The organism is Acinetobacter sp. BD54, assembly GCF_044778325.1.
GTDB classification, from domain to species: Bacteria; Pseudomonadota; Gammaproteobacteria; order Pseudomonadales; family Moraxellaceae; genus Acinetobacter; species Acinetobacter baumannii.
Genome location: NZ_JANJEP010000017.1, coordinates 26,198 through 48,721, shown reverse-complemented (window position 1 = coordinate 48,721; position 22,524 = coordinate 26,198). Strand labels below are relative to the sequence as shown.

General features: G+C 39.7%; 21 protein-coding genes and 1 pseudogene. 14 read left to right on the top strand and 8 right to left on the bottom strand.

The window, feature by feature from the left end:
* Positions 1-88, top strand: a pseudogene (locus NQ782_RS18365) (aldehyde dehydrogenase); the annotation flags it as partial.
* Positions 89-140: 52 nt separating this feature from the next.
* Here NQ782_RS18365 and NQ782_RS18360 read toward each other — a convergent pair.
* On the bottom strand, positions 141-1,037 hold the full coding sequence (locus tag NQ782_RS18360) for a hypothetical protein (protein ID WP_004747046.1): 897 nt from the start codon (positions 1,035-1,037) through the stop codon (positions 141-143).
* A 329-nt stretch (positions 1,038-1,366) separates the two neighbouring features.
* Here NQ782_RS18360 and NQ782_RS18355 point away from each other — a divergent pair, with 329 nt between their 5' ends.
* The 3 genes from NQ782_RS18355 (at position 1,367) to NQ782_RS18345 (ending at position 4,678) form a co-directional block, all read left to right on the top strand.
* Entirely contained in the window at positions 1,367-2,197 is an 831-nt protein-coding gene (locus tag NQ782_RS18355; protein WP_057092993.1) for an alpha/beta fold hydrolase, read from the top strand.
* Positions 2,198-2,356: 159 nt separating this feature from the next.
* A complete protein-coding gene (locus NQ782_RS18350) occupies positions 2,357-3,595 on the top strand; it encodes an NADH:flavin oxidoreductase/NADH oxidase family protein (protein ID WP_057092991.1) in 1,239 nt (412 codons plus the stop codon).
* A gap of 15 nt (positions 3,596-3,610) precedes the next feature.
* Complete coding sequence (locus NQ782_RS18345) at positions 3,611-4,678, top strand: trans-acting enoyl reductase family protein (protein WP_057092989.1); 1,068 nt, start codon at positions 3,611-3,613, stop codon at positions 4,676-4,678.
* A gap of 61 nt (positions 4,679-4,739) precedes the next feature.
* On the opposite strand, the gene NQ782_RS18340 is transcribed toward NQ782_RS18345, so the two are convergent.
* Positions 4,740-5,546, bottom strand: a complete 807-nt coding sequence (locus NQ782_RS18340) for a type 1 glutamine amidotransferase domain-containing protein (RefSeq protein ID WP_057092987.1) — start codon at positions 5,544-5,546, stop codon at positions 4,740-4,742.
* A gap of 76 nt (positions 5,547-5,622) precedes the next feature.
* A complete protein-coding gene (locus NQ782_RS18335) occupies positions 5,623-6,039 on the bottom strand; it encodes a MerR family transcriptional regulator (RefSeq protein WP_001026795.1) in 417 nt (138 codons plus the stop codon).
* A gap of 155 nt (positions 6,040-6,194) precedes the next feature.
* Here NQ782_RS18335 and NQ782_RS18330 point away from each other — a divergent pair, with 155 nt between their 5' ends.
* The gene (locus tag NQ782_RS18330) at positions 6,195-6,887 is read left to right on the top strand and encodes a type 1 glutamine amidotransferase domain-containing protein (protein ID WP_057092985.1); all 693 of its coding nucleotides are present in this window, start codon (positions 6,195-6,197) and stop codon (positions 6,885-6,887) included.
* Positions 6,888-6,978: 91 nt separating this feature from the next.
* Here the strand turns inward: NQ782_RS18330 and NQ782_RS18325 are convergent, their stop codons facing one another.
* From NQ782_RS18325 to NQ782_RS18305, 5 genes are all read right to left on the bottom strand, one after another.
* Positions 6,979-8,184, bottom strand: a complete 1,206-nt coding sequence (locus NQ782_RS18325; RefSeq protein WP_057092983.1) for an NAD(P)/FAD-dependent oxidoreductase — start codon at positions 8,182-8,184, stop codon at positions 6,979-6,981.
* Between the two features lie 158 nt (positions 8,185-8,342).
* Positions 8,343-8,891, bottom strand: coding sequence for an Rrf2 family transcriptional regulator (locus tag NQ782_RS18320; protein ID WP_057092981.1), 549 nt, complete (start codon positions 8,889-8,891; stop codon positions 8,343-8,345).
* Between the two features lie 198 nt (positions 8,892-9,089).
* Positions 9,090-10,109 carry an MBL fold metallo-hydrolase gene (locus NQ782_RS18315; protein ID WP_057092811.1) on the bottom strand — a complete coding sequence of 340 codons (1,020 nt, stop codon included), beginning with the start codon at positions 10,107-10,109 and terminating at the stop codon, positions 9,090-9,092.
* Positions 10,110-10,249: 140 nt separating this feature from the next.
* Positions 10,250-10,819 carry a TetR/AcrR family transcriptional regulator gene (locus tag NQ782_RS18310; RefSeq protein ID WP_032059457.1) on the bottom strand — a complete coding sequence of 190 codons (570 nt, stop codon included), beginning with the start codon at positions 10,817-10,819 and terminating at the stop codon, positions 10,250-10,252.
* A gap of 93 nt (positions 10,820-10,912) precedes the next feature.
* Entirely contained in the window at positions 10,913-11,848 is a 936-nt protein-coding gene (locus NQ782_RS18305) for a LysR family transcriptional regulator (protein ID WP_057092808.1), read from the bottom strand.
* Positions 11,849-12,026: 178 nt separating this feature from the next.
* On the opposite strand from NQ782_RS18305, the gene NQ782_RS18300 reads away from it, so the two are divergent.
* From NQ782_RS18300 to NQ782_RS18260, 9 genes are all read left to right on the top strand, one after another.
* Complete coding sequence (locus NQ782_RS18300) at positions 12,027-12,791, top strand: SDR family oxidoreductase (protein WP_000190715.1); 765 nt, start codon at positions 12,027-12,029, stop codon at positions 12,789-12,791.
* Positions 12,792-12,803: 12 nt separating this feature from the next.
* Positions 12,804-13,559, top strand: coding sequence for an SDR family NAD(P)-dependent oxidoreductase (locus tag NQ782_RS18295; RefSeq protein ID WP_000272931.1), 756 nt, complete (start codon positions 12,804-12,806; stop codon positions 13,557-13,559).
* 44 nt (positions 13,560-13,603) lie between these two features.
* A complete protein-coding gene (locus NQ782_RS18290) occupies positions 13,604-14,515 on the top strand; it encodes an SDR family NAD(P)-dependent oxidoreductase (protein ID WP_000154576.1) in 912 nt (303 codons plus the stop codon).
* A gap of 2 nt (positions 14,516-14,517) precedes the next feature.
* On the top strand, positions 14,518-14,979 hold the full coding sequence (locus NQ782_RS18285; RefSeq protein WP_057051687.1) for a MaoC family dehydratase: 462 nt from the start codon (positions 14,518-14,520) through the stop codon (positions 14,977-14,979).
* Positions 14,980-14,988: 9 nt separating this feature from the next.
* Positions 14,989-16,812: an acyl-CoA dehydrogenase gene (locus tag NQ782_RS18280; protein ID WP_057092806.1), complete on the top strand. Its 1,824-nt coding sequence runs from the start codon at positions 14,989-14,991 to the stop codon at positions 16,810-16,812.
* A 156-nt stretch (positions 16,813-16,968) separates the two neighbouring features.
* Positions 16,969-18,342, top strand: a complete 1,374-nt coding sequence (locus tag NQ782_RS18275; protein WP_002058393.1) for an outer membrane protein transport protein — start codon at positions 16,969-16,971, stop codon at positions 18,340-18,342.
* Positions 18,343-18,479: 137 nt separating this feature from the next.
* Positions 18,480-20,120, top strand: coding sequence for an AMP-binding protein (locus NQ782_RS18270; protein WP_057092804.1), 1,641 nt, complete (start codon positions 18,480-18,482; stop codon positions 20,118-20,120).
* Positions 20,121-20,194: 74 nt separating this feature from the next.
* On the top strand, positions 20,195-21,097 hold the full coding sequence (locus tag NQ782_RS18265) for a bile acid:sodium symporter family protein (protein WP_000534579.1): 903 nt from the start codon (positions 20,195-20,197) through the stop codon (positions 21,095-21,097).
* A gap of 764 nt (positions 21,098-21,861) precedes the next feature.
* Positions 21,862-22,419: a TetR/AcrR family transcriptional regulator gene (locus NQ782_RS18260; protein WP_057094320.1), complete on the top strand. Its 558-nt coding sequence runs from the start codon at positions 21,862-21,864 to the stop codon at positions 22,417-22,419.
* The last annotated feature ends 105 nt before the right edge of the window (positions 22,420-22,524 follow it).

The following is a 22,524-nucleotide window of genomic DNA, read 5'->3' as shown; positions in this document are numbered from 1 at the left end:
GAGTTTATTGCCGGAAGCCTTAAAAGACAGCAACCCATTGCAGATTTTAAGATTGGTCAATGGTGAGATGACCAGAGAAGCGATCTAAAAAATAAAAAGAGACCACGAGTTGGTCTCTTTTTATATCTCGAAGAATAGATTTATAACGGAGTAGGCAAATTAAGGACTGCTTGGGCATCTTGAATAACATCTAAGCGGAGAATTTTTGAAGCGCCAAGTTCATTTAGCAACTTTGTCAAAGGGCCTCCATTTTTCACAAATTGTACTTTCTTTGGAAAAAGCTTTTGCGCAAAAGAAAGAACGTTTGATTGAACATCTGTTTGATGCCATTTCCCATCGACTATATGTAGCATGGTTGCTTTATTAATATGTGTTTCAGAATCGACATGTTTTAAAGTCGGTACACGGGTTTTTAAACTTAAATCCAATTTTCCATTAACATCGAAAATTTTGGCTTGAACCTCTTTTGAACTAATACCGATATCAATTTTTGTTAACCATTTTGGTAACTGGTAACCATATACACCACGGACTCTAGCAATTTCTGTATCTACAGGCAAAGCTAAAACATGTGCATGAAAGTGGCGTTGACGCATCGATTTCATTAACTCTGCGATGTGAGGCCCACGAGCCTTAGGTTTACGTACAACAATCGCAATCGACACCTCGTTATACGGGTCATTGTCACAAACCGAATAAGAGAAAAAAGTGACGGCGACTAACCCATAACCAGGAAATGGTTGTAAGGGCGTTAAAGCATCAGGAAGTTTTGCCTTAATCTGTTTAATGGGAGCAAGCATTAATAGCTGAACATTTGCACTACGATAATAAAAGTTCGGTGCCCAAACAGGTCCAACTCTTGATTCAACTAATTTTTTAGGAATATGACGGAAAAAGTCGATATTGCCAGCAGCAGGGTCTTGAGCGACTTCATCTAAATCGGGATTCATTCTAAAACGGTCATAATAACCACCTTTGGGTACTTTGATTTTTTGTTGTCCAAATTCAACCTCAGTAAATTGTTGTTTTATATTCATTGGAGTTCACCTTTACATTAATTGACCGCGTAGCTACCGTTGTCTTTATCAAGACGTGTTAATTTATAGCCAATGTCGGCACTATAAGGTTAAAGTTCACTTTAAAGTCAAGACTTTAATTTCTAGCTGTAAAGTCTTTGACATTTAAAAGAAATAAAATAAAAAACAATTAAAGATTAAAAAGATACAGAGTACAGTAGAGTCTTCATATAAATTTTATTTTAACAATAAGATTGAGGCTATTGACCTTAAAGCTAACTTTAATCTTACGATAAATATTCATACCTTTATAACGAATCTAGAAGCAGATTTTCAGCAGGAGTACAAAGATGGGATATGTAACCACAAAAGATGGCGTAGACATTTTCTATAAAGACTGGGGGCCACGCGATGCCCAAGTTTTATTTTTTCATCACGGTTGGCCTTTAAGTTCAGATGATTGGGACACACAATTGCTTTTTTTCCTTAAAGAAGGTTTCCGCGTAGTTGCTCATGACAGACGCGGCCATGGGCGTTCAAGTCAGGTGTGGGATGGCCACGATATGGACCATTATGCAGATGATGTTGCAGAAGTGGTTAAACATCTGAACATTAAAAATGCAATTCATATTGGACACTCAACTGGTGGTGGCGAGGTAGTCCGCTATATTGCACGTCATGGTCAGGAAAATATTAACAAAGCAGTCCTTGTGAGTGCAGTTCCTCCACTAATGGTTAAAACTGAAAATAATCCCGAAGGTTTACCAAAAGAAGTTTTTGATGACCTTCAAAATCAAGTACTCACAAACCGTGCGCAATTTTTCCGTGATCTTCCATCTGGCCCGTTCTATGGTTTTAACCGACCAGATGCGAAACCATCTGAAGGTATCATTTCGAACTGGTGGCGTCAGGGTATGACGGGTAGTGCAAAAGCACATTACGATGGTATTGTGGCATTCTCACAAACTGACTTCACCGAAGATTTAAAGAAAATCACCATTCCTGTTTTGGTATTACATGGTGACGACGACCAGATCGTGCCGTATAAAACTTCTGGCGTAAAATCTGCTGAGTTACTTCAAAATAGCCAACTCAAAATCTACCCAGGTTTTTCTCACGGTATGTTAACCGTAAACCATGAAGTGATTAATGCTGACTTGTTGGCATTTATTCGTGAATAATTTAAAGCTATAAACTTTAAAAAAGAGGCATATTAAGTGCCTCTTTTTTATTTATAAATTACTGAAATTGAAAGTAATAAATATAGAAATAATAAAAGGTATTGACATTAAAGTTAGCTTTAATCTTAAAGTAAAGTCATACTGAATGAGGTCATACCAATGAAAGTGTTCGAAAAATTAGTATTCCCAAATGGCTCATATGTTCCTAACCGTATTGCTAAAGCAGCAATGGAAGAAAACATGGCTGATTTAAACCATGCACCATCAGAAGAATTAATGCGTTTATATCAGGCTTGGGCAAATGGTGGCGTAGGTCTAATCATTACCGGAAATGTAATGGTAGACCGCCGAGCGATGACTGGACCGGGCGGCGTAGTGCTTGAAGATGAAAAGCATCTAGATACTTTTAAAAAATGGGCACAAATTGGGCGCTCAAAAGGCGCTCAGATGTGGCTTCAAATTAACCATCCGGGTCGCCAAATGCAAGCCAATCTTGGTCAGCAGACGTGGGCACCATCAGCTATTTCACTTGATCTTGGCAAAATGTCAAATCGCTTCAACACGCCAATTGAAATGACTGAATCTATGATTGCAGAGGTGATTCAGCGTTTTGCAAACACGGCGCGTTTAGGTGAAAAAGCAGGATTTACGGGTGTAGAAATTCATGCAGCGCATGGTTATTTATTAAGCCAGTTTCTTTCTCCACTGAGTAATAAACGCCAAGATCAATGGGGTGGTTCTTTAGAAAACCGCGCTCGCATTTTAATTGAGATTGTTAAAGCTGTTCGTAAAGTGGTTTCGCCTCAGTTTACTGTGGCAGTGAAACTAAATTCAGCCGATTTCCAACGTGGTGGGTTTAGCGCTGAAGATGCTCAACAAGTGGTTAAAATATTAAATGCGCATACAGTCGATTTGGTTGAACTTTCAGGCGGTACCTATGAAGCACCTGCAATGCAAGGTCAAGCACGTGATGGCCGTACACTTGCTCGTGAAGCTTACTTTTTAGAATTTGCGCATGAGATTCGTAAAGTTGCCAAAATGCCTGTTATGGTGACAGGTGGGATACGCCGTAAACAAGTGGCAGAAAAAGTAATTGAAAATGGTGTAGATATGGTCGGTATTGCCACAGCTTTAGCCATTGAACCTAATTTGCCAAATGCTTGGAAACAAGGCCAAAATATTTCACCTGAACTCACACCAATTACATGGGAAAATAAAACATTGGCTTCACTTGCCAATATGGCTGTGGTCAAATTCCAGTTACGTAATTTAAGCGCAGGTAAAAAAACAAAACCAAATGTTTCACCAGCTTGGGCTTTAATTTTGCAACAATCAGCTATGTCATGCCGTACTCGCCAATACAAAAAAGGCATGCGTGACTATTCATTTGCTTCTTAATAAGTGAGTTGTGTTATGACAAATCCGAATGTTTCAAATTGGATAATTTATGGAGCAAATGGCTACACGGGCGAGTTAATCGCTCGTGAAGCTGTACGCCTAGGTCTAAAACCAACTTTGGCTGGTCGTAACAAAGCTAAGGTTGAAGCACTTGCTCAAGAGTTGGGGCTTGGTTATAAGGCTTTTGGGCTAGATAACGTGGATGCGGTAAGTGAACAACTCCAAGGCTTTAAACTGGTCATGCACTGTGCAGGGCCATTTTCCGCGACATCGAAACCCATGATGAAAGCTTGTATAAAGGCAGGTGCTCACTATCTAGATATTACGGGCGAAATCTCAGTATTTGAGTTGGCACAGTCACTTAACAGCCAAGCCGAAAAAGCCGATGTTGTGCTTTGTCCAGGTGTTGGTTTTGATGTGATTCCGACAGATTGCGTTGCCGCTGCGCTCAAAGAAGCACTGCCAGATGCGACCCATTTGGCGCTTGGTTTTGATTCAAAAACAGGGCTCTCACCAGGTACGGCAAAAACAACTACAGAAGGTATGGCCGAAGGCGGCAAAATTCGTAAAGACGGAAAAATTACCACTGTTCCATTAGCACATTATGTCCGTACTATCGATTTCGGTGATGGTAAAAAAAGTGCTATGAGCGTTCCGTGGGGAGATGTATCTACAGCGTTTTATACAACGGGTATTCCAAACATTGAAGTATTTGTTCCTGCGCCTCCCAAAATGATTTTTGGTGCGAAAATGATGAACTGCTTCCGCCCTGTATTAAAACTCAATGCCGTGCAAAAGTTTATTAAATCACGTATTGAAAAAACGGTTGTTGGACCAAATGAGGAACTCCGCGCGAAAGTACCCACCTATGTTTGGGGAGAAGCAAGAAATACACGTGGGGAAATAAAAACCGCCCGCATCCAAACGGAAAACGCTTATAGCCTTACCGTAAATGGCTCACTGACTGTGGTGAATTATTTGCTCAACAATACCGTTAAAGGCGGTACATATACACCCGCAAAACTGATGGGTTATAAGCTAGTGACTGAGCTGCCGGGTTCAGGTCCACTGATTATTACTTAAAAGAAAAGCCAATTAGAGAGTTAATCTGTAATTGGCTTTTTAATATGAATATTTTATCAATTTATTGAAGGGTACTTAAACGCTTAACGACTGCTTCAGCAATTTCTTTACTCGACTGTGGGTTTTGTCCAGTAATAATTCTGTCGTCTGAAACCACATACGAAGTAAATGGAACAGATGCTTCTTTGTAGTTTGCTCCACGTTCAATGAGTCCGTTTTGTAAAGAAAAAGGAACTTGAGACTTAATACCCGATAATGTTTCTTCAATATTTGCAAAACCAGTAACAGTTCTACCCGAAATTAGTGGTTTACCATTGTCATCCTGTAGAGGTAATAAACCACCTACGCCATGACAGACCGCTGAAACAATCCCACCTTGGCGATAGATCTGTTCGCTAATGTTTTGCAAAGCTTTATTGTTTGGGAAATCCCACATGGTACCGTGTCCACCCGTATAGTAAATAGCTTTGTACTGGGTAGGATTAATCGTGTTCGGAGCCAATGTCGTTTTCAACTTCTGCATAAATGCTGGGTCAGCTAAATGCTGACGAGCGGATTTGTCTAAGTAAATAGACTTTAAACTACGCTCATCTAACGGCACTTGACCGCCTAATGGACTTACAAAATCCATGTCATAGCCAGCAGCCAAAGCGACATCGTAAAAATGAGTGAGTTCAGTCAGCCAAAGTCCTGTTTTATCCGAACGGGAAGGGTAAGCCGAGTGATTGGTCATCACGACTAAAATTTTTCCATTTGCTTTGGCAAGGCTCTGAGCTTTGTCTGACTCTGTGGCATGTGCCACATTGGTAGTCAAAAAAATAGCAAAAATAATTGTTAACCAACGCTTAAAATCCCAAACTTTAAACATCACAGGTTCCTCATCTATCACCTGTGATCCATCGTATGTTTAAAGCACACTTTAAGGTCAATATACCTTTAAGGAATTACGGAGTTTTTGATTTATCGTAATAGAGATTCATGAGACGTTCGGCATTTTCTTCACAGGTAATTTCATCGGGTTTGTTATTAATTGCTTCAACCATAGTACGTAAGTTTTGCTTACTGACTTTTAGCTTTTGTTCTAAAAGTTCGATTTCCTGAATTTTAGATTCAAGTGTTTGGATGAGTGCGTCATGGTTCCAAGTAGTTACCTTTGACGGTAAAAATGATTTAATTTCTGCTAAAGAAAAGCCAACTTGCTGGGCTTGCTGAATTAAAGAAAGTTGTTTCAAATCATTATCAGTATATTCACGGTAGCCATTCGATTTTCTTTTTGCTTTAGGCAAGAGTTTGATTTGCTCATAATAACGAATTGTAGGGGTACTTAAACCACTTAGTTTTGATAACTCGCTAATATTCATAGCCACATACTCTATTGACATTAAAGTTAACTTTAGACTTATAGTAATGTAAAAGCAAGGTTCATAACTTTACTAAGCGCACACTTTCAGTAACAGCTTTCTATGTTTTGATAGATAAAAGATAGAATTATAAATATGAAGAATGAGGTGAGAAAATGTCTAAACGCATATTACATGTCGTGACCAATGTTTCACGCTATAAGAATGTCGATGAACCAACAGGGCTGTGGTTAGGGGAGCTCACTCATGCTTATGATGAGTTTGAAAAGCAAGGTTATGTGCAAGATATTGTCAGCCCAAATGGCGGAAAAACTCCGATTGAACCTAAATCACTTGCGCCTTTAGTGGCAGATAAATCAGTTAAAGATCGAGAAAATGATCAAGCTTTTATTACGCTGTTGGCAAATACTTTTAAGCCTTCCGATATTAATTGGCAAGACTATGACGTGATCTATTACACAGGTGGTCATGGTGTGATGTGGGATTTTTTAGATAACCCTGAACTGCAAGAAATCACCAAAAATATTTATGAAAAAGGCGGTATTGTTTCGAGTGTTTGTCATGGCTACTGTGGCTTGCTCAATGTCAGACTTTCCAATGACGAACGACTTATAAAAGGCAAAAAGTTAACAGGCTTTGCATGGAGTGAAGAAGTTTTGGCAGGGGTGGCAAAAAAAGTGCCATATAATGCCGAAGAGTTAGCGAAAGAATATGGTGCTCGTTATGAAAAGGCTTTTATTCCTTTTGCACCGTATGTCGTTCAAGACGGTAAGTTAATTACGGGGCAAAACCCGTTTTCAGCTAAAAAGACAGCTTTAGCGATAATAGAAGAGCTAGAAAAGTCATAATTTAATGATTCAAATATAAACCCTAAAAGCAAAACAGCGATGGGCTTGCTTTTAGGGTTTTAAATAAATGGATTGGTGTAAAAAATTAAGCTTAAGGAACAATCACAAAATCAGGGTTTGCTATTGCAAAAACTGCTTCACGGTCTGCAACTGGTGGATAAATCCAAACAGTATTAATTTCCTGTTTAATTTTTTTCGCTTCTTCACGCACAAATTGAACTTGTCGATCCCAACCTTCAGTATAAAGTGCGCCCCAAGGACCTAAGTCAACACAAGTGACATACTTTGGTTGGCTGTATGGATGAAGTGGTAAATCAACCAATTCTGCCGCAGCGTTGTAACCCGCCACACGGCCTAAGCTCATAGCATGCTGACACGACATCACATTAAAATTGCCTAAATCATCGGTTGGAACTTTTACAGTATCGCCAGTCACAAAAATGTTTTTTGCTTCAGGTGCATGTAAATAAGCATCCCCAATCAAACGGCCTAAATTATCTTTTTCACCAGCAATTTGAGAAGTGAGGGGGTTAGCCCGCATGCCGGCAGTCCAGATCACGGTTTCTGTTTCAACTTTTTCGCCGTTAGAAAGCGTTACGCCAGTGGCATCTAGCGCAGTAACTCTTAGCCCAGCTTTACCTTCAACACCGAGTTCATTAAGGGCCTCTCGAATAACAGTCGCAGCTTGGTCACCCATTGCCGCACCAATGTCTGTTGAGGAATCAACCAAAACCACACGGACATCAGTTTCACCTAAAATGCTACGCAAACGTTCAGGTATTTCGGTCACAGTTTCTAACCCAGTAAGACCACCACCAGCAACGACTACAGTATTACGGGCTGCATTTGCAGGTTTGTTGGCTAAATTTTTAAGATGTTGGTCCAGTTTTTCAGCATCTTCTAATGTATTTACGCTAAATCCATATTCTTTTAGACCCGGTATAGGTGGCATAAAAGTCGTACTTCCGGTTGCCAGAACAAAACGGTCATAGCTTAAATTTTGTTTGCTGCCACCGGTGGTTGCAACTTCGATAGTTTGTTGGTTGACATCAATTTTATTTACCCAACCTGCCAGAAATTTAACCCCAACCACGCTTAATAACTCTGAAATATCAGGGTTCATGTTTTCAAGCACAGCTTCATAAAGACGAGGACGAATCCCGACATTTGGACTAGGGGAAACCATCATCACTTCAATGTTTTGTTCTTGTGATGCTAAATGGATTGCTCTTTGTGCAGCGAGTGCAGCCCATAAACCTGCAAAGCCAGAACCAGCAATAATAATACGCTTACTCATTGGATTATCCTTTTGATCGATTTTTCGGACAACACGTTCCAGCTCATCATAAAATTTAGGGTGAGCGAATCCATTCTCTGATTGTCCGAAAAAATCTGAGAAGGCGTTTAAAACGGATTAGGGATGTTTTACTTTAGTATTTGAGGCTTATTAGCTCATTAGTCGGGAGTATCCCGCGATATTTTACTTTTCCGCATTTTTGCTGTTCTTCCTTCAATGCGCTCGTTGATCCAACCATTTACATCACTAAAAAATACGTCGGGTGCATAACGGCCAAAACGGTCTGCAATATCGCCAAGTGTATGAGCACCTAAAGCGTCTCGCATAGCTTTTTCGGCTTGTAGCATGACAGCATGTACGGCACACACACCACTGGTTGCCCAATCTGGCGGGGCACTGTTAAAGACTGCACATTTACCACGCACTTCTTGGCACTCAAAAAGCGGTTTTTCACCTTCGATTGCATTCACGATATCTAAAAAACTGATTTTGTGGGCAGATCGAGCCAGTAAATAGCCGCCGCGAATACCTTCTTGAGCAACAACCAGACCTGCCTTTTCAAGTTTGGGAAAAATCTTGGCCATAAAACTCGGAGAAACTCCTTGTAATTCAGCAAGATCCTTACTACTCAAAGGTTTATCTTCATTGTTCACAAGAAAAAGAAGACAGTGAATCGCATACTCGACGCTACTAGTGATATAAGCCATTTAATTTCATAATTGATCAACTATAAACACAGACTAATGTAGTCTGTGTTTTAAGTCAACAATAAAACTAAGACAAAGTTTGTCCTAGTTTTGTTTGAAAGTGGTATTAAGGCTAGATGTGTAGGGTATATAACTGAATTTAAATACCTTTAAATTGAAATTTAATAGGATAAATAATTTAAAAAATTATCGGAAAACTTACGAACGCCACCAATAATTTTCAATATTTGGTTCCTCTAAGTTCAATAATTCACCCATTTGCGGTGTGCTAATCGCTAAATTATTTTGTTGAGCCAAAGCGACAATACGTTCAAAAGGGTCGTCCCAAGCATGAAGTGCCAAGTCGAAAGTACCATTGTGCACAGGCAACAAATGACGTCCTTTTAAATCGATATAAGCTTGTAAAGTTTGCTCTGGTTGCATATGAACATCGGGCCATTCGGGGTCGTAAGCACCAGTTTCTAACATGGTCAGATCGAAAGGACCGTAACGATGTCCAATCTCTTTAAAACCGTCAAAATATCCCGTGTCACCGCTAAAAAATACACGTAAGTCATTATCAATAATCACCCACGACGCCCAAAGCGTAGCATTGCTATCACCCATTCCACGGCCTGAAAAATGATGGGCAGGGGTAGCCACCAGTTCGAGTCCATCTACATGTGTAGTGTCCCACCAGTCGAGCTGCTGAACCTTTTCTGCTGGAATTCCCCATTTAATAAGGGTGTCGCCTACACCAAGTGGTGTTAAGAAATGCTCAACTTTATCGTTAAGCTGCATGACCGCATGGTAGTCTAGATGGTCGTAGTGGTTATGCGACAAAATCACGCCTTTAATGGGTGGTAAGTTTGCAATGCTAATCGGTGGTTGGTGAAAACGTTTTGGACCAATCCATTGAAAAGGTGAGGCACGCTCCGAAAAAACAGGGTCGGTTAACCAAAACTCATTTTGCAGTTTTAACAAAATGGTTGAGTGGCCCAAACGAAATAGAGAGCGGTCAGGCGCACTTAATAATTGTTCTTTTGACAAACTTAAAACAGGAATTGCTTTGTTTGGAACAGTGTCTTTAGGTTTGTTAAATAGAAACTTCCACATAAGTTGAAGCGTTTTGCCAAAAGAAGGCTTGTGTTGGTTTGGACGCGTATTTCTAAATTTGCCATTGTGTTGCTGTGATGGCATTAAGGGAGCAGGCAAGTCTGTTGTGTTTGAAATAGTCATTTTGTTTTTCCTTATTGGAACAAACCTATATGTACAAATAAGAACTTGGGATAAGTGCTTATTTTGATTTATTTAAATGAGTATTTACTCACTCATTAATTGGTTTAAAAATAAGAATGCCGCGCATCCTTATTTTTTATCTATATTGAAACTGCATGCCAAAAGGCTTCAAAACCTGATTTGCGGTAACGCTCGGCTTGAGAAGGGTCTTGGGCAATAAAATTAAGTGTAACTTCGGCAAGCGCACCTAAAATTGAAGCAATAAATAACGGCGGATAATCTCTTAATTTGCCGTCATTAATACATTCTTGAATGTTTTGAGTAAAATCACAAAAGGTTTGCATACCAATTTGTTTACTTTGCTCGGTAATTTGTTCCGAGGTGGAAAGTTGCGCCATCACTTTACGTTTAAGGGGAGCTTCTAAACTCCAGTCCAAATAGCTTTGCCAAATGTGCGACATTTGTGTTTGCAAGTCAGCGTTAGTCGGGTAACCATGCATCATGACCTGACGTAACTCAGCTTTTAGCGAAAGATATAACTGGTTAAGCAGCTCTTCTTTATTACTAAAGTAGGTAAATAAAGTACCTTCTGCTACGCCAGCAACTTTGGCAATTTTTGAGGTAGACGCACGCTCGCCAAGCTCTGCCAATGTTTCGATAGCAGCGCTTAAAATTGCATTACGTTTATCTTCGCTACGAGGACGAGCCATATACAAATAAAATAATTGAGTGATTACTCAATCATACATGAAAGTATGAGCAGTGCAAGCGAAATAGAATTTTACGGTCATAACTTTACTATTTTATAAACTATTCATAAGCTGCAATATTTGGCTCTTACACCATACGATTTGGTGTTCATGGGACTTTTGTTGATCCCAATATAAATTCATTTGATATCCAACAATATCTATCGGTAGCGCATGTACCTTAATTTGAGGGTAAGTATCTTTAAAATGAGCAATTTGACATTGAGGAATCGTGAGTAAATGGTCCATTTGTGTAATTAAACGGATTGCCGTTTCATATTGTTGGCAGCGGAAACTAATCGTTCTTTTGATACCTTGTTTAGATAAGAAAAAATCTTCAAAAACACGACCTGTGGGACGAGAGGACACTGTAATGTGCTTAGCTTCTAAATAAATTTCTTTGGTTAGGTTCGTTTTGGATAATAAGGGATGCTGTTTACGACTTATTACTACAAATTGATCTTTAGTAAGGCATTCATAACCAATGCTATCTTCAACCGAATGTTGAACATCAATCGCAAAATCGATTTTCCCCGTAGAAAGCTCATGTCTTAAGTTTTTACGATCAATGCGTACGCTATTTAACTGCAAATTAGGATTAAATTGAGTCAAGTGCTGAATAATAGAGGGTAAAAAAATTCCTTCATACTCATCATTCATAGCAATTGTGAGATGCTTTAAATCTCGTGCTGGCACAAAGTCATGTGTGCTCTGAATTGCTTGATGTATAAGTTGTAATGACTGTTCAATTTTAGGCCATAAACGTTTGGCTAAAGGTGATGGAACAACACCGTGTCCATCTCGAATAAATAATGGATCATTAAAATGATCACGTAAACGTGCCAAAGCATGGCTAACAGCAGGTTGACTTAGATAAAGTTGTTCACTGGCCCGTGTTAGATTTTTTTCTTTATAAATTGCCACAAATACACGAAATAAATTCAGGTCAATACGAGCAAGAGAGGCAATATTATTATTCATTTCATTCATACTTTGTTATTCAAACAATTCATTTTATTCATTGTAACAAGTTAGATATGGTCAGGAAATAGCGTAAGAAATAGAGTGATTAAAACCGTGAATTTTGAATGTAGCGCTTGTGGTAACCACATTTAGAAACATTGATTACAACTAATTTTTATAAAACCTATGAACATAAGGAAATGATATGGCAACACATTTATTTGATTTGACTGGAAAAATAGCTTTAGTTACAGGTGCAAGTCGCGGCATTGGCGAGGAAATTGCCAAACTTTTAGCTGAACAAGGTGCACATGTAATTGTCTCTAGTCGGAAAGTTGAAGATTGCCAACGTGTTGCTAATGAAATTATTGCAGCAAATGGTAAAGCGGAGGCAGTCGCTTGTCATGTGGGTAAACTCGAAGATATTGCAGAAATTTTTGAATATATTCGTAAAGAACATGGTCGTTTAGATATTTTAGTCAATAATGCAGCTGCCAACCCTTATTTTGGGCATATTCTGGATACAGATATTGGGGCCTATAACAAAACGGTTGAAGTCAACATTCGTGGATATTTCTTCATGTCTGTTGAGGCAGGTAAATTAATGAAAGAACAGGGTGGCGGTGCAATTGTTAATACCGCATCTGTAAATGCCCTGCAACCCGGAGATCGACAAGGTATTTATTCTATTACCAAAGCTGCGGTGGTGAATATGACCAAAGCCTTTGCAAAAGAATGTGGACCATTGGGCATTCGAGTGAATGCTTTATTGCCGGGTCTTACCAAGACCAAATTTGCTTCGGCACTATTTGAAAATGAAGATATTTATAAAAGCTGGATGGACACAATTCCATTACGCCGTCACGCAGAACCACGTGAAATGGCAGGTACCGTATTGTATCTAGTGTCCGATGCTGCGAGTTACACCAATGGTGAATGTATTGTGGTTGATGGCGGTTTAACTATTTAGGGAGAAATAGCAATGTACGAACATTATTCAGGTCAAGTGGTCTTAATCACAGGTGCGGCGAGTGGATTTGGTGCATTGCTGGCAGAGCAACTGGCAAAGTATGGTTCAAAATTAGTGTTGGGTGACTTGAATATTGAAGGGTTAAATACCGTAGTTGAACCGCTACGCCAAGCAGGAGTGGAAGTGGTTGCGCAAGTGTGTGATGTCAGCTGTGAAGCAGATGTACAGGCTTTGGTGCAAAGTGCAGTTACTCAGTTTGGTAGAGTCGATGTCGGGATCAATAATGCAGGTATGAGTCCGCCTATGAAAAGCTTTATTGATACCGATGAAGCAGATCTGGATTTGAGTTTTGCCGTCAATGCCAAAGGTGTGTTCTTTGGAATGAAGCATCAAATTCGTCAGATGTTGCAACAAGGTGATGGCATTATTCTGAATGTTGCTTCAGTTGCAGGTTTAGGTGCGGCTCCCAAATTGGCTGCCTATTCTGCGGCAAAGCATGCTGTGGTGGGATTAACCAAAACAGCAGCGATTGAATATGCAAATAAAGGCATTCGAGTTAATGCAATTTGTCCATTTTATACAACCACCCCGATGGTGGTCGACAGTGAACTCAAAGAGAAGCAGGACTTTTTAGCGCAGGCCTCGCCAATGAAGCGTCTTGGCCATCCAAGCGAAGTGGTGGCAATGATGCTGATGATGTGTGCCAAAGAAAACTCATATCTCACAGGTCAAGCCATTGCGATTGATGGCGGCGTGACAGCTTATTAAAACATTTATTAAATACATCTTATTCATATGTTTAGGAAAAAATCATGACAATTAATTTAAGCAATCGAGTGGCTATTGTTACAGGTGCAGGCGCAGGTCTAGGGCGGGAACATGCATTGTTACTGGCACGTTTGGGTGCAAAAGTGGTCGTGAATGATCTTGGTAGCGATGTAAACGGAAAAGGTGGCTCAACCATGGCGGCCCAAAAAGTCGTGGATGAAATTATTGCGGCTGGTGGCGAGGCGATGGCAAATGGTGCTTCAGTCACTGATATTGAACAAGTTCAACAGATGGTAGATGAAACCATTGCCCGTTGGGGACGTGTAGATATTTTAATTAATAACGCTGGAATTCTTCGAGATAAAACTTTTAGCAAAATGTCACTAGATGACTTTCGTACCGTGATTGATGTCCACTTAATGGGGGCAGTAAATTGCACAAAAGCGGTATGGGATATCATGCGCGAGCAAAAATATGGTCGTATTGTTATGACGACTTCATCATCTGGTCTATATGGCAACTTTGGGCAGTCCAACTATAGTGCTGCAAAAATGGCATTGGTTGGACTCATGCAGACACTGGCTTTAGAAGGTGAAAAATCTAATGTTCGGGTAAATTGTCTAGCACCAACAGCAGCAACTCGTATGCTTGAAGGATTATTACCCGAAGAAGCCCTTAAAGCTCTTGCTCCAAGTGCGGTCAGTCCTGCAATCGCGACTTTGGTTAGCGAAGATGCACCGACTCGTATGATTCTTTGTGCGGGCGCAGGTAGTTTTGAAGCTGCCCACATTACCCTTACTCAAGGAATTTATTTAGGTACGGATGAACAGGTTCCGCATGTTTTAGCACAACGTTTAGCTGATGTTGCAGACCGAACAGGTGAGTTTGTGCCTGTCAGAGGAGGCGCTCAAGGTGAGCTTGAGCTGAAAAAAGCTTCATTAATGGCAGGAGAGTAATTTTGACAAAAAATACATTAAGCATCGACCAACTGGTTGAGTTGCAAGGTCAAGAATTAGGTAGCTCGCAATGGATGCCCATTGATCAAAACATGATTAATACCTTTGCGGATGTCACACAAGATCATCAATTTATTCATGTGGATGAAGAAGCTGCTCGTCAGACACCTTTTGGTGGCACGATTGCCCACGGTTTTTTAACACTCTCTTTACTTTCAGCGATGGCCGCTCAAGTCTTGCCGACTGTACAGGGGCAGAAATCTGGTGTGAATTATGGCATCAATAATTTGCGTTTTATTAGTCCTGTACATAGCGGTAAGCGGGTGCGTGGAAATTTTCACTTAAAAAATGTTTCCCAAAAAAATGAGGGAAGTTATCAGTTGATCATGGAAGTCACGATTGAAATCGAAGATCAGGCAAAACCAGCACTTGTGGCCGAGTGGCTTACACTTGTAAATGTATAGGAATAAACCATGAGCAATGAATTAATTCTCTCCCGCCGTGATGTCGATTTTTTGCTATTCGATTGGCTAAAAGTTGAAGAACTCAGCCAACGCAATTCTTTTGCAGGACAGGACCGTTTTGAATATACGTCTGTTTTAAACGTTTACGAGGCTTTGGCAACCGATTTATTTGCTCCTCATAATAAAAAAAATGACAGTAACGAACCTGTTTTTGATGGTGAGCGTGTAATTGTTAATCCTGAAGTCGGGTTCGCACTTAAGGCCTTTGCTGATGCAGGTTTGATGAGTGCAGCGTTTCCGTCAGATTGGAATGGAATGAACTTACCCAATACCATTGAGCGTGCAGGTATGGCATATCTACTCGGTGCCAATTCAGGAACAGCGGGCTATGCCTTTTTAACTATTGGTAATGCAAATTTATTAATGGCTCATGGTGAACCTGAAAAAGTTAAGCTCTATGTCAACGCCATGATAGAAGGCAAATGCTTCGGAACGATGTGTTTATCGGAGCCGCAAGCAGGTTCAAGTCTGGCTGATATTCGTACACGTGCGATTAAAACAAAAGATGGTCGTTATCGTTTGTTTGGAAACAAAATGTGGATTTCAGGCGGCGAGCACGATATCTCTGACAATATTGTTCATTTGGTTTTGGCAAAAATTCCAGATGAAAATGGACAATTACCAGCAGGTGTGCAAGGAATTTCTCTGTTTACCGTACCGCGCAAATTACTCGATGAAAATGGACAGCCAAGTGAACGTAATGATGTGGTATTAGCTGGAATTAACCACAAGATGGGTTATCGGGGAACTGTGAATTGTGTGCTGAATTTTGGGGAAGGTCGTTTCACACCCGAAGGAGAAGCAGGCGCAATTGGTGAACTAGTCGGCGAAGCTGGTAAAGGGCTGGCCTATATGTTCCATATGATGAATGAAGCCCGAATTTCGGTTGGACTTGGGGCAGCAGCATTGGGATATACAGGTTATCTTCATGCTTTAGATTATGCAAAAACTCGAGTACAAGGTCGTTCTCGTAGTGAACGCAATCCGAGTTCTCCACAAATTCCGCTCATTCAACATGCGGATGTTCGCCGTATGCTCTTGGCGCAAAAAGCATATGTCTCAGGTGCGTTGGCACTGTGCCTATATGCAGCCCGATTAACCGATGATATCCACTCTCTTGAAGATGCCGAGCAACGCGATCAAGCCCATCAATTACTTGATCTATTAACGCCAGTGGTGAAAAGCTGGTCTTCTGAATGGGGGCTTGTGGCAAATGATTTAGCCATTCAAGTTCATGGCGGCTACGGTTATACCCGTGAATATAATGTTGAACAGTTTTATCGGGACAATCGACTCAACCCCATTCACGAAGGAACATTTGGCATTCAGGCGCTCGATTTATTAGGACGAAAAACTCGTCTTAATCAGGGGCTGTCGATGAAGCTATTACATGAAAAAATCATGAATACGATCGCACAAGCCAAAGCTGAGCCTTCTTTAAAAGATCATGCAGATCAATTAGACCAAAAGTGGCAACTCATCCGAAATGTAACAGAGAAATTGCATGCATTAACCGATGTAGAACTTCAACTGGCAAATGCCGCCAATTATCTGGAAGCTTTTGGGCATCTTGTGGTGGGGTGGTTATGGCTTGATCAAGCGGTAGTCATTCATAAACTCATGCCGAACTCAACAGATCCTGATTTTCTGCATGGGAAGCTTGCCGCGTGTGATTATTTCTTTGGCTGGGAAATGCCGAAAATTATAAGTTGGTTAGCGGTACTTGATCCGGTAGAGACCACTCCACTCAATATGTCAGAAGAATGGTTCTAGTAAGAACCATTCCTTAAACGCGCTGTTTGAAAGGAAAGGAGAACAACCTGATTTTATAGAAAATGCCTAATAAGAATCACTATGTAAAACAAACATCAGGCGTTCAGTAAAAAGCGCCCTAATAAGTAAAAATAAAAATCTAGGACGGATTAAAAGATGAAAAAGAAAACATTAGTCATGGTCATGGCTTCATTTTGTACGAGCCCACTCTATGCAGCAGCATTTGATCGAACAGGACAATCAATTTCTGCATTTCTACAACCTGGTAATTATTTTGAGGCAAGTTTATCTGTTTCAGACACTTCGTTAGAAGGACAAGAAGCAGGTACAAACCCAACGCGTAATAGTATTTCTGATATTGCAAACTCTGATTATCGTCCCAGTGCAGCTTTAAAATTACAGTTAGCACCTCAGTTTTCATTTGGTTTTCTTTACGATCAGCCATTTACTTCCGACTCTGAATATTATGGAAATAACAGCTTTGTTGCTAAGCCGAGTGATACGATTTTAGTACCAGGTATTGATTCAGTAACACTTGCCCAAAAGACTGGTGGAGAAGTCGTAACAGGGAACACCAAATCGAATTTTGTTATGCAAAATTTTAGTCTGATATTTGGTTATCAACCGGATAAGAACTGGAATTTTTATGCAGGTCCTGTTTATCAGACATTTAAAAGTAACGTCAATTTAAGAGGTCAAGTTTTCAGTTTATATAATGGCTATGACTTTAATGCCAAAGAAGTTGGAGATTGGGGATGGTTGGCAGGATTTGGTTATCAAATTCCCGAAAAAGCCATTAAAGCCTCATTGACCTATCGTTCAGAAATTATGCATGAAGTGACTGCTAATGAAAATGCGCCACTGGTTGATATGTTGAGTACACAGCAAGGCCGTGATTTTCTTGATCAGCATTTGGCGTATATGGTTTCTATAGGACAACTCACTGAATCGCGGAGGGAGGCACTCAATCGTATTGTTGCGGGCTTACCCGAAGCAGGAACATCAGGCTCAACTAAGTTTAGAGCGCCAGAGTCAGTGAATTTGGAATTTCAGACCGGATTACGCAAAGGGACTTTATTGTTCGGTAACGTGCGCTGGGTTCACTGGAATGATTTTGAGTTTAAACCCTATCGTTTTGGCGAAATCTCAGAAGTTGTTGGGGTTCTATCAACGCCAAGTCGTCCAAATGGTTTTAATCTGGTTCGTTATTATGATGATCAATGGTCTGCCAATCTTGGAATTGGACAACGCCTAAGCGATAAATGGTCAGGTTCAGTTTCTGTAGGCTGGGACTCGGGAGCAGGTGAGCGGGTGTCCACAGGTGGGCCAGCTAAAGGTTATTACAGTGTTGGTCTTGGTGCGCAATATAGTCCAACTTCAAAATACTTTATTTCAGGTGGAATGAAATATCTATGGCTCGGTGATGCCAAAGGACAGCTTGGTGCTCAAGCAGGCAGTGAATATTATGTGGGTGAATATAAAAATAACTATTCAATCGGTTACGGTTTGAAAATTGGTTATAAATTTTAATTTAACTATTTAATGGATCGCTTAGTTATATAAACAGTTTATTTCTGTACGAGAGTAAGCAGTTTAAGAGATTAAAGAAAATATAAAAAGTGGAGTAGGAATAGGTCCATTTCTCCCTCTCATAAAAGGACAATAAGATGACAAATCAGATCTGGTTAGACGAATATAAGCAATGGAATATAGAAAGTACGATTACATTGCCGGATGAACAAACTTCACTTCTCGATTTATGGGACAACAGCTTTAATAAGTTCCAGCAAAGAAAGGCTTTTATATTTGCAGATCAATCTTTTTCTTATGCTGAAATCGATTTATATAGCCGACAAGTAGCAACATTCTTGCAAAGTTTAGGGCTAAAAAAAGGTACACGAGTTGCCGTAATGATGCCCAATATTATTCAGTACCCAATTATTTCACTTGCCGTGATTCGTGCAGGTTATATTCTGGTCAATATTAACCCCCTCTATACAGCACGCGAGTTAAAGCATCAATTAAATGATGCAGGCGCAAAAGTCTTATTTATATTAGAACAGTTTTTACCTGTTTATGATGCTGTCAAAGAGCAAGTGTCGGTTGAGCAGATTATTACCACCACCATGACTGAAATGTTGGTCGAGCAACCTACTGAATTAGACACCTTAGATTCTAAAAAATACGCTTTTAAGCAAATCTTATTGAAGACAAATGCCCAAGACTATATACGTCCTAAGCTTATTCTTGAGGACACTGCGCTTTTACAATATACCGGCGGAACAACAGGCGTATCCAAGGGCGCAGAATTAACCCATAAAAATATTGTTGCCAACTTATTACAAAATAATGTGGTTTTCAAAAGCTACTTTGGTGACCGAGATGCTTTTGAAGATGAAATAGCGATCTGTGCCTTACCGCTTTATCATATTTTTGGTTTTACTGTCTGTTTATTGCACAGTGCAATGAATAAAGGTTATGCCACTGTTTTGGTTCCAAACCCGCGTGATTTAGATGCTCTCGTGCATTGTTTTGAAAAATATCGCCCTACGGTTTTTCCTGCTGTAAATACATTATTTAATGCGCTGCTTAATCATGAAGGCTTTAATAAATTGGACCATAGCCGTTTAGAAATTACCACGGGCGGCGGTATGGCAATTTTGAAATCCACTGCCGATGGATGGGAAAAACTGACAGGACGTATTATCCGTGAAGGATATGGCTTATCAGAAACGTCGCCTGTTGCGACCTTTAACCCGCCAATCTCTAATACTTTTAGTGGCACGATCGGTATTCCTGTACCGAGCACGGATATTGCAATTTTGGATGATGAAGGTCACCAATTAGCACCCGGTGAAACTGGAGAAATTGCAATTCGTGGCCCGCAGGTTATGAAAGGTTATTGGAATTTACCTGAAGAAACGAAAGCGGTCATGACTGCTGATGGTTTCTTTAGAACGGGTGATATTGGCTATATGAATGAAAAAGGCTATACCAAAATTATTGACCGTAAAAAAGACATGATTTTAGTGTCAGGCTTTAATGTTTTTCCAAACGAAATTGAAGAAGTTTTAGCCCAACATCCAAAAATTTTAGAAGTCGCCGTGGTTGGGATTGCAGATGAAAAATCGGGTGAAGTGCCTAAAGCCTTTATTGTTAAAAAAGATGACTCTTTATCGGTTGAAGAAATCCAAAACTATGCAAAAGAAAACCTAACAGGATATAAACAACCCCGTCATATCCAATTTATCAATGAATTACCCAAGTCGAACGTGGGTAAAATTTTAAGAAAAGAACTCAAGGTTTAATAAGAACTTTTAATTAAAAACATAAGTGTATGGGGCTAGAAGCTCCATAAATAAATGAAAAAAGGAATGAGATTATGGGTTCAGGATTAATTACCGTATTTTTACCAATTGCACTCGCAATTATTATGGCTGGTTTGGGTCTAGAGTTGACCATAAATGACTTTAAACGCGTACGACAACACCCAAAAGCTGTCTTTATCGCATTATTTTGCCAACTGGTTATTTTAGTCGGTATTGCATTTATTATTTGTAAGGTTCTTGCTTTACCACCAATGCTTGCTGTTGGATTAATGCTCCTTTCTGCGTCACCGGGCGGGCCAACTGCTAACTTATTTAGTTATCTCTATAAAGGAGATATCGCTTTAAATATTACTTTAACGGCTATAAATTCGGTCATTGCTGCCTTTACACTTCCATTAATCGTGAATTTCGCAATACAACACTTTATGGAAAATGGACAAAATGTAGGATTGCAATTCTCTAAAATCATACAAGTTTTTCTTATTATTTTAGTTCCCGTTGGGATCGGGATGTTAGTCCGTCATTTTGCACCGCATACGGCCGAAAAACTCAATAAACCTGTGCGTATCTTTGCTATCGTTTTTCTCGTATCGATCATCATATTAGCAATTGCACGAGATTATCAAAATCTGATGACGTATATTGGGCAAATTGGATTGGCAACTTTGCTGTTCTGCGTATGTAGTTTAATGGTTGGCTATTTTGTCCCACGATTATTGGGTGTAAATAGCTTTCAGGCAAAAGCTTGCGCGTTTGAAATTGGAATTCATAACAGTACCTTAGCCATGACCATTGCTTTTACAGTAATGGCAAGCAGTATGGCCGCTATGCCAGCAGCAGTTTATTCATTATTTATGTACATTGTTGCAGCTATCTTTGGCACATTGCTAAATCGTCTAGAAAAGAAAGAGATTACACAAATATCAACTAAAACGTACTCAAAGAATCTTCAGTAATATCTGGCAGATAAAGGTATTTAATTACCACCATATGTTTATAGTTTGAATTAAAAGAGGAGGCCAACACCTCCTTTTTTAGTCTCAAAATTTAAAATATTTATGGCCGAGCAAGCGCAGTCATAATAAAAAGAAAGCGTTAGAGTGCTGTTATAAAAGCAAATTGTTAAGCCAATATTTAAGGTTTTCCTTAATTATGTAATTAAATGAAAAACAATAATTAATTAAATAATTTCTAGCCAATTTTACATTGACAGCTCAAATATTGAAGATTACCATTTGCGGGCTGGCCTACATTGCCAGTCGGTTTTGACGGACCGATGATTCGACCACATCAGGATTATTTCTTCTGAGGAGTAGTCTTGTGTGCACACCCGTTCCCTCCCGTAGCGGTAGGACGGGAGTGGGACACCTTCGGGTGTGCTGGATGTCGAACCCAGTCCGTCAACCTGCTTCCGTTCTGCCACCATAATTTATAATGTTTCGGCAGAACTCCCAAAAGAAGGAGTTGGCTATGTACATTCATAAATTATTGGCAGCCACTGTCAAAAACTATCTCGACACAACTTAAATCACTTTAAAAAAGTTTGATCGCCTATAGGCTTTTCAGGCTTTAAATCGTCACGACCAAAACTTAGCAACAATAAAACTTGAGATGTGCCAAGCACAGTCTTTACGGCTTTGCTGTGCCTTTTTTTCTCCCAGAAAAGGCACAGGCTTTTTAATCTCTTTGAGAAACAACAAGAATTTATAACGGTAAAACTATGCAAAATTTAAAAACTTCTTCCAAAAAATTACAGGTTATTCATACTGCCATACGTCTATTCGTTACTTACGGTTTTCACACGACGGGCGTAGACCTAATTATTAAAGAAGCCAAAATAACTAAAGCGACTTTTTATAATTACTTTCACTCAAAAGAACGGTTAATTGAAATGTGCATCGCTTTTCAAAAAAGCCTGCTGAAAGAAGAAGTACTTGCCATTATTTACTCAAGTCGTTACCGAACTTCAAAGGACAAACTCAAAGAAATTATAAACTTACATGTTAACTTTAATAGCTTATATTACCTTTTGCTTAAAGCCTTTTTCGAAATTAAACATATGTATGTGAGCGCTTACCGTATGGCGGTTGAGTATAGAAGGTGGCTACTTCATGAGATTTTTGACCTCATTTTTAGTTTAGAAACCCATGCATTAAAGCCCGATGCCAATTTGGTTTTAAACCTAATTGATGGCTTGATGTTCCAGATTTTAAGCTCAAAGAGTTTGGAGGAAAGGGATATGGTGGTGGAGGGGTTTTTTGGCAGGTTGGGCCGTTAATAGTTTTTATTATCACGTCTGCTATTAAATAAGTTAAAGCTGAGAATTAATTATTTCATATAATAAAATTTTAAATTATTATATTTAAAAGTATTTTATACCATT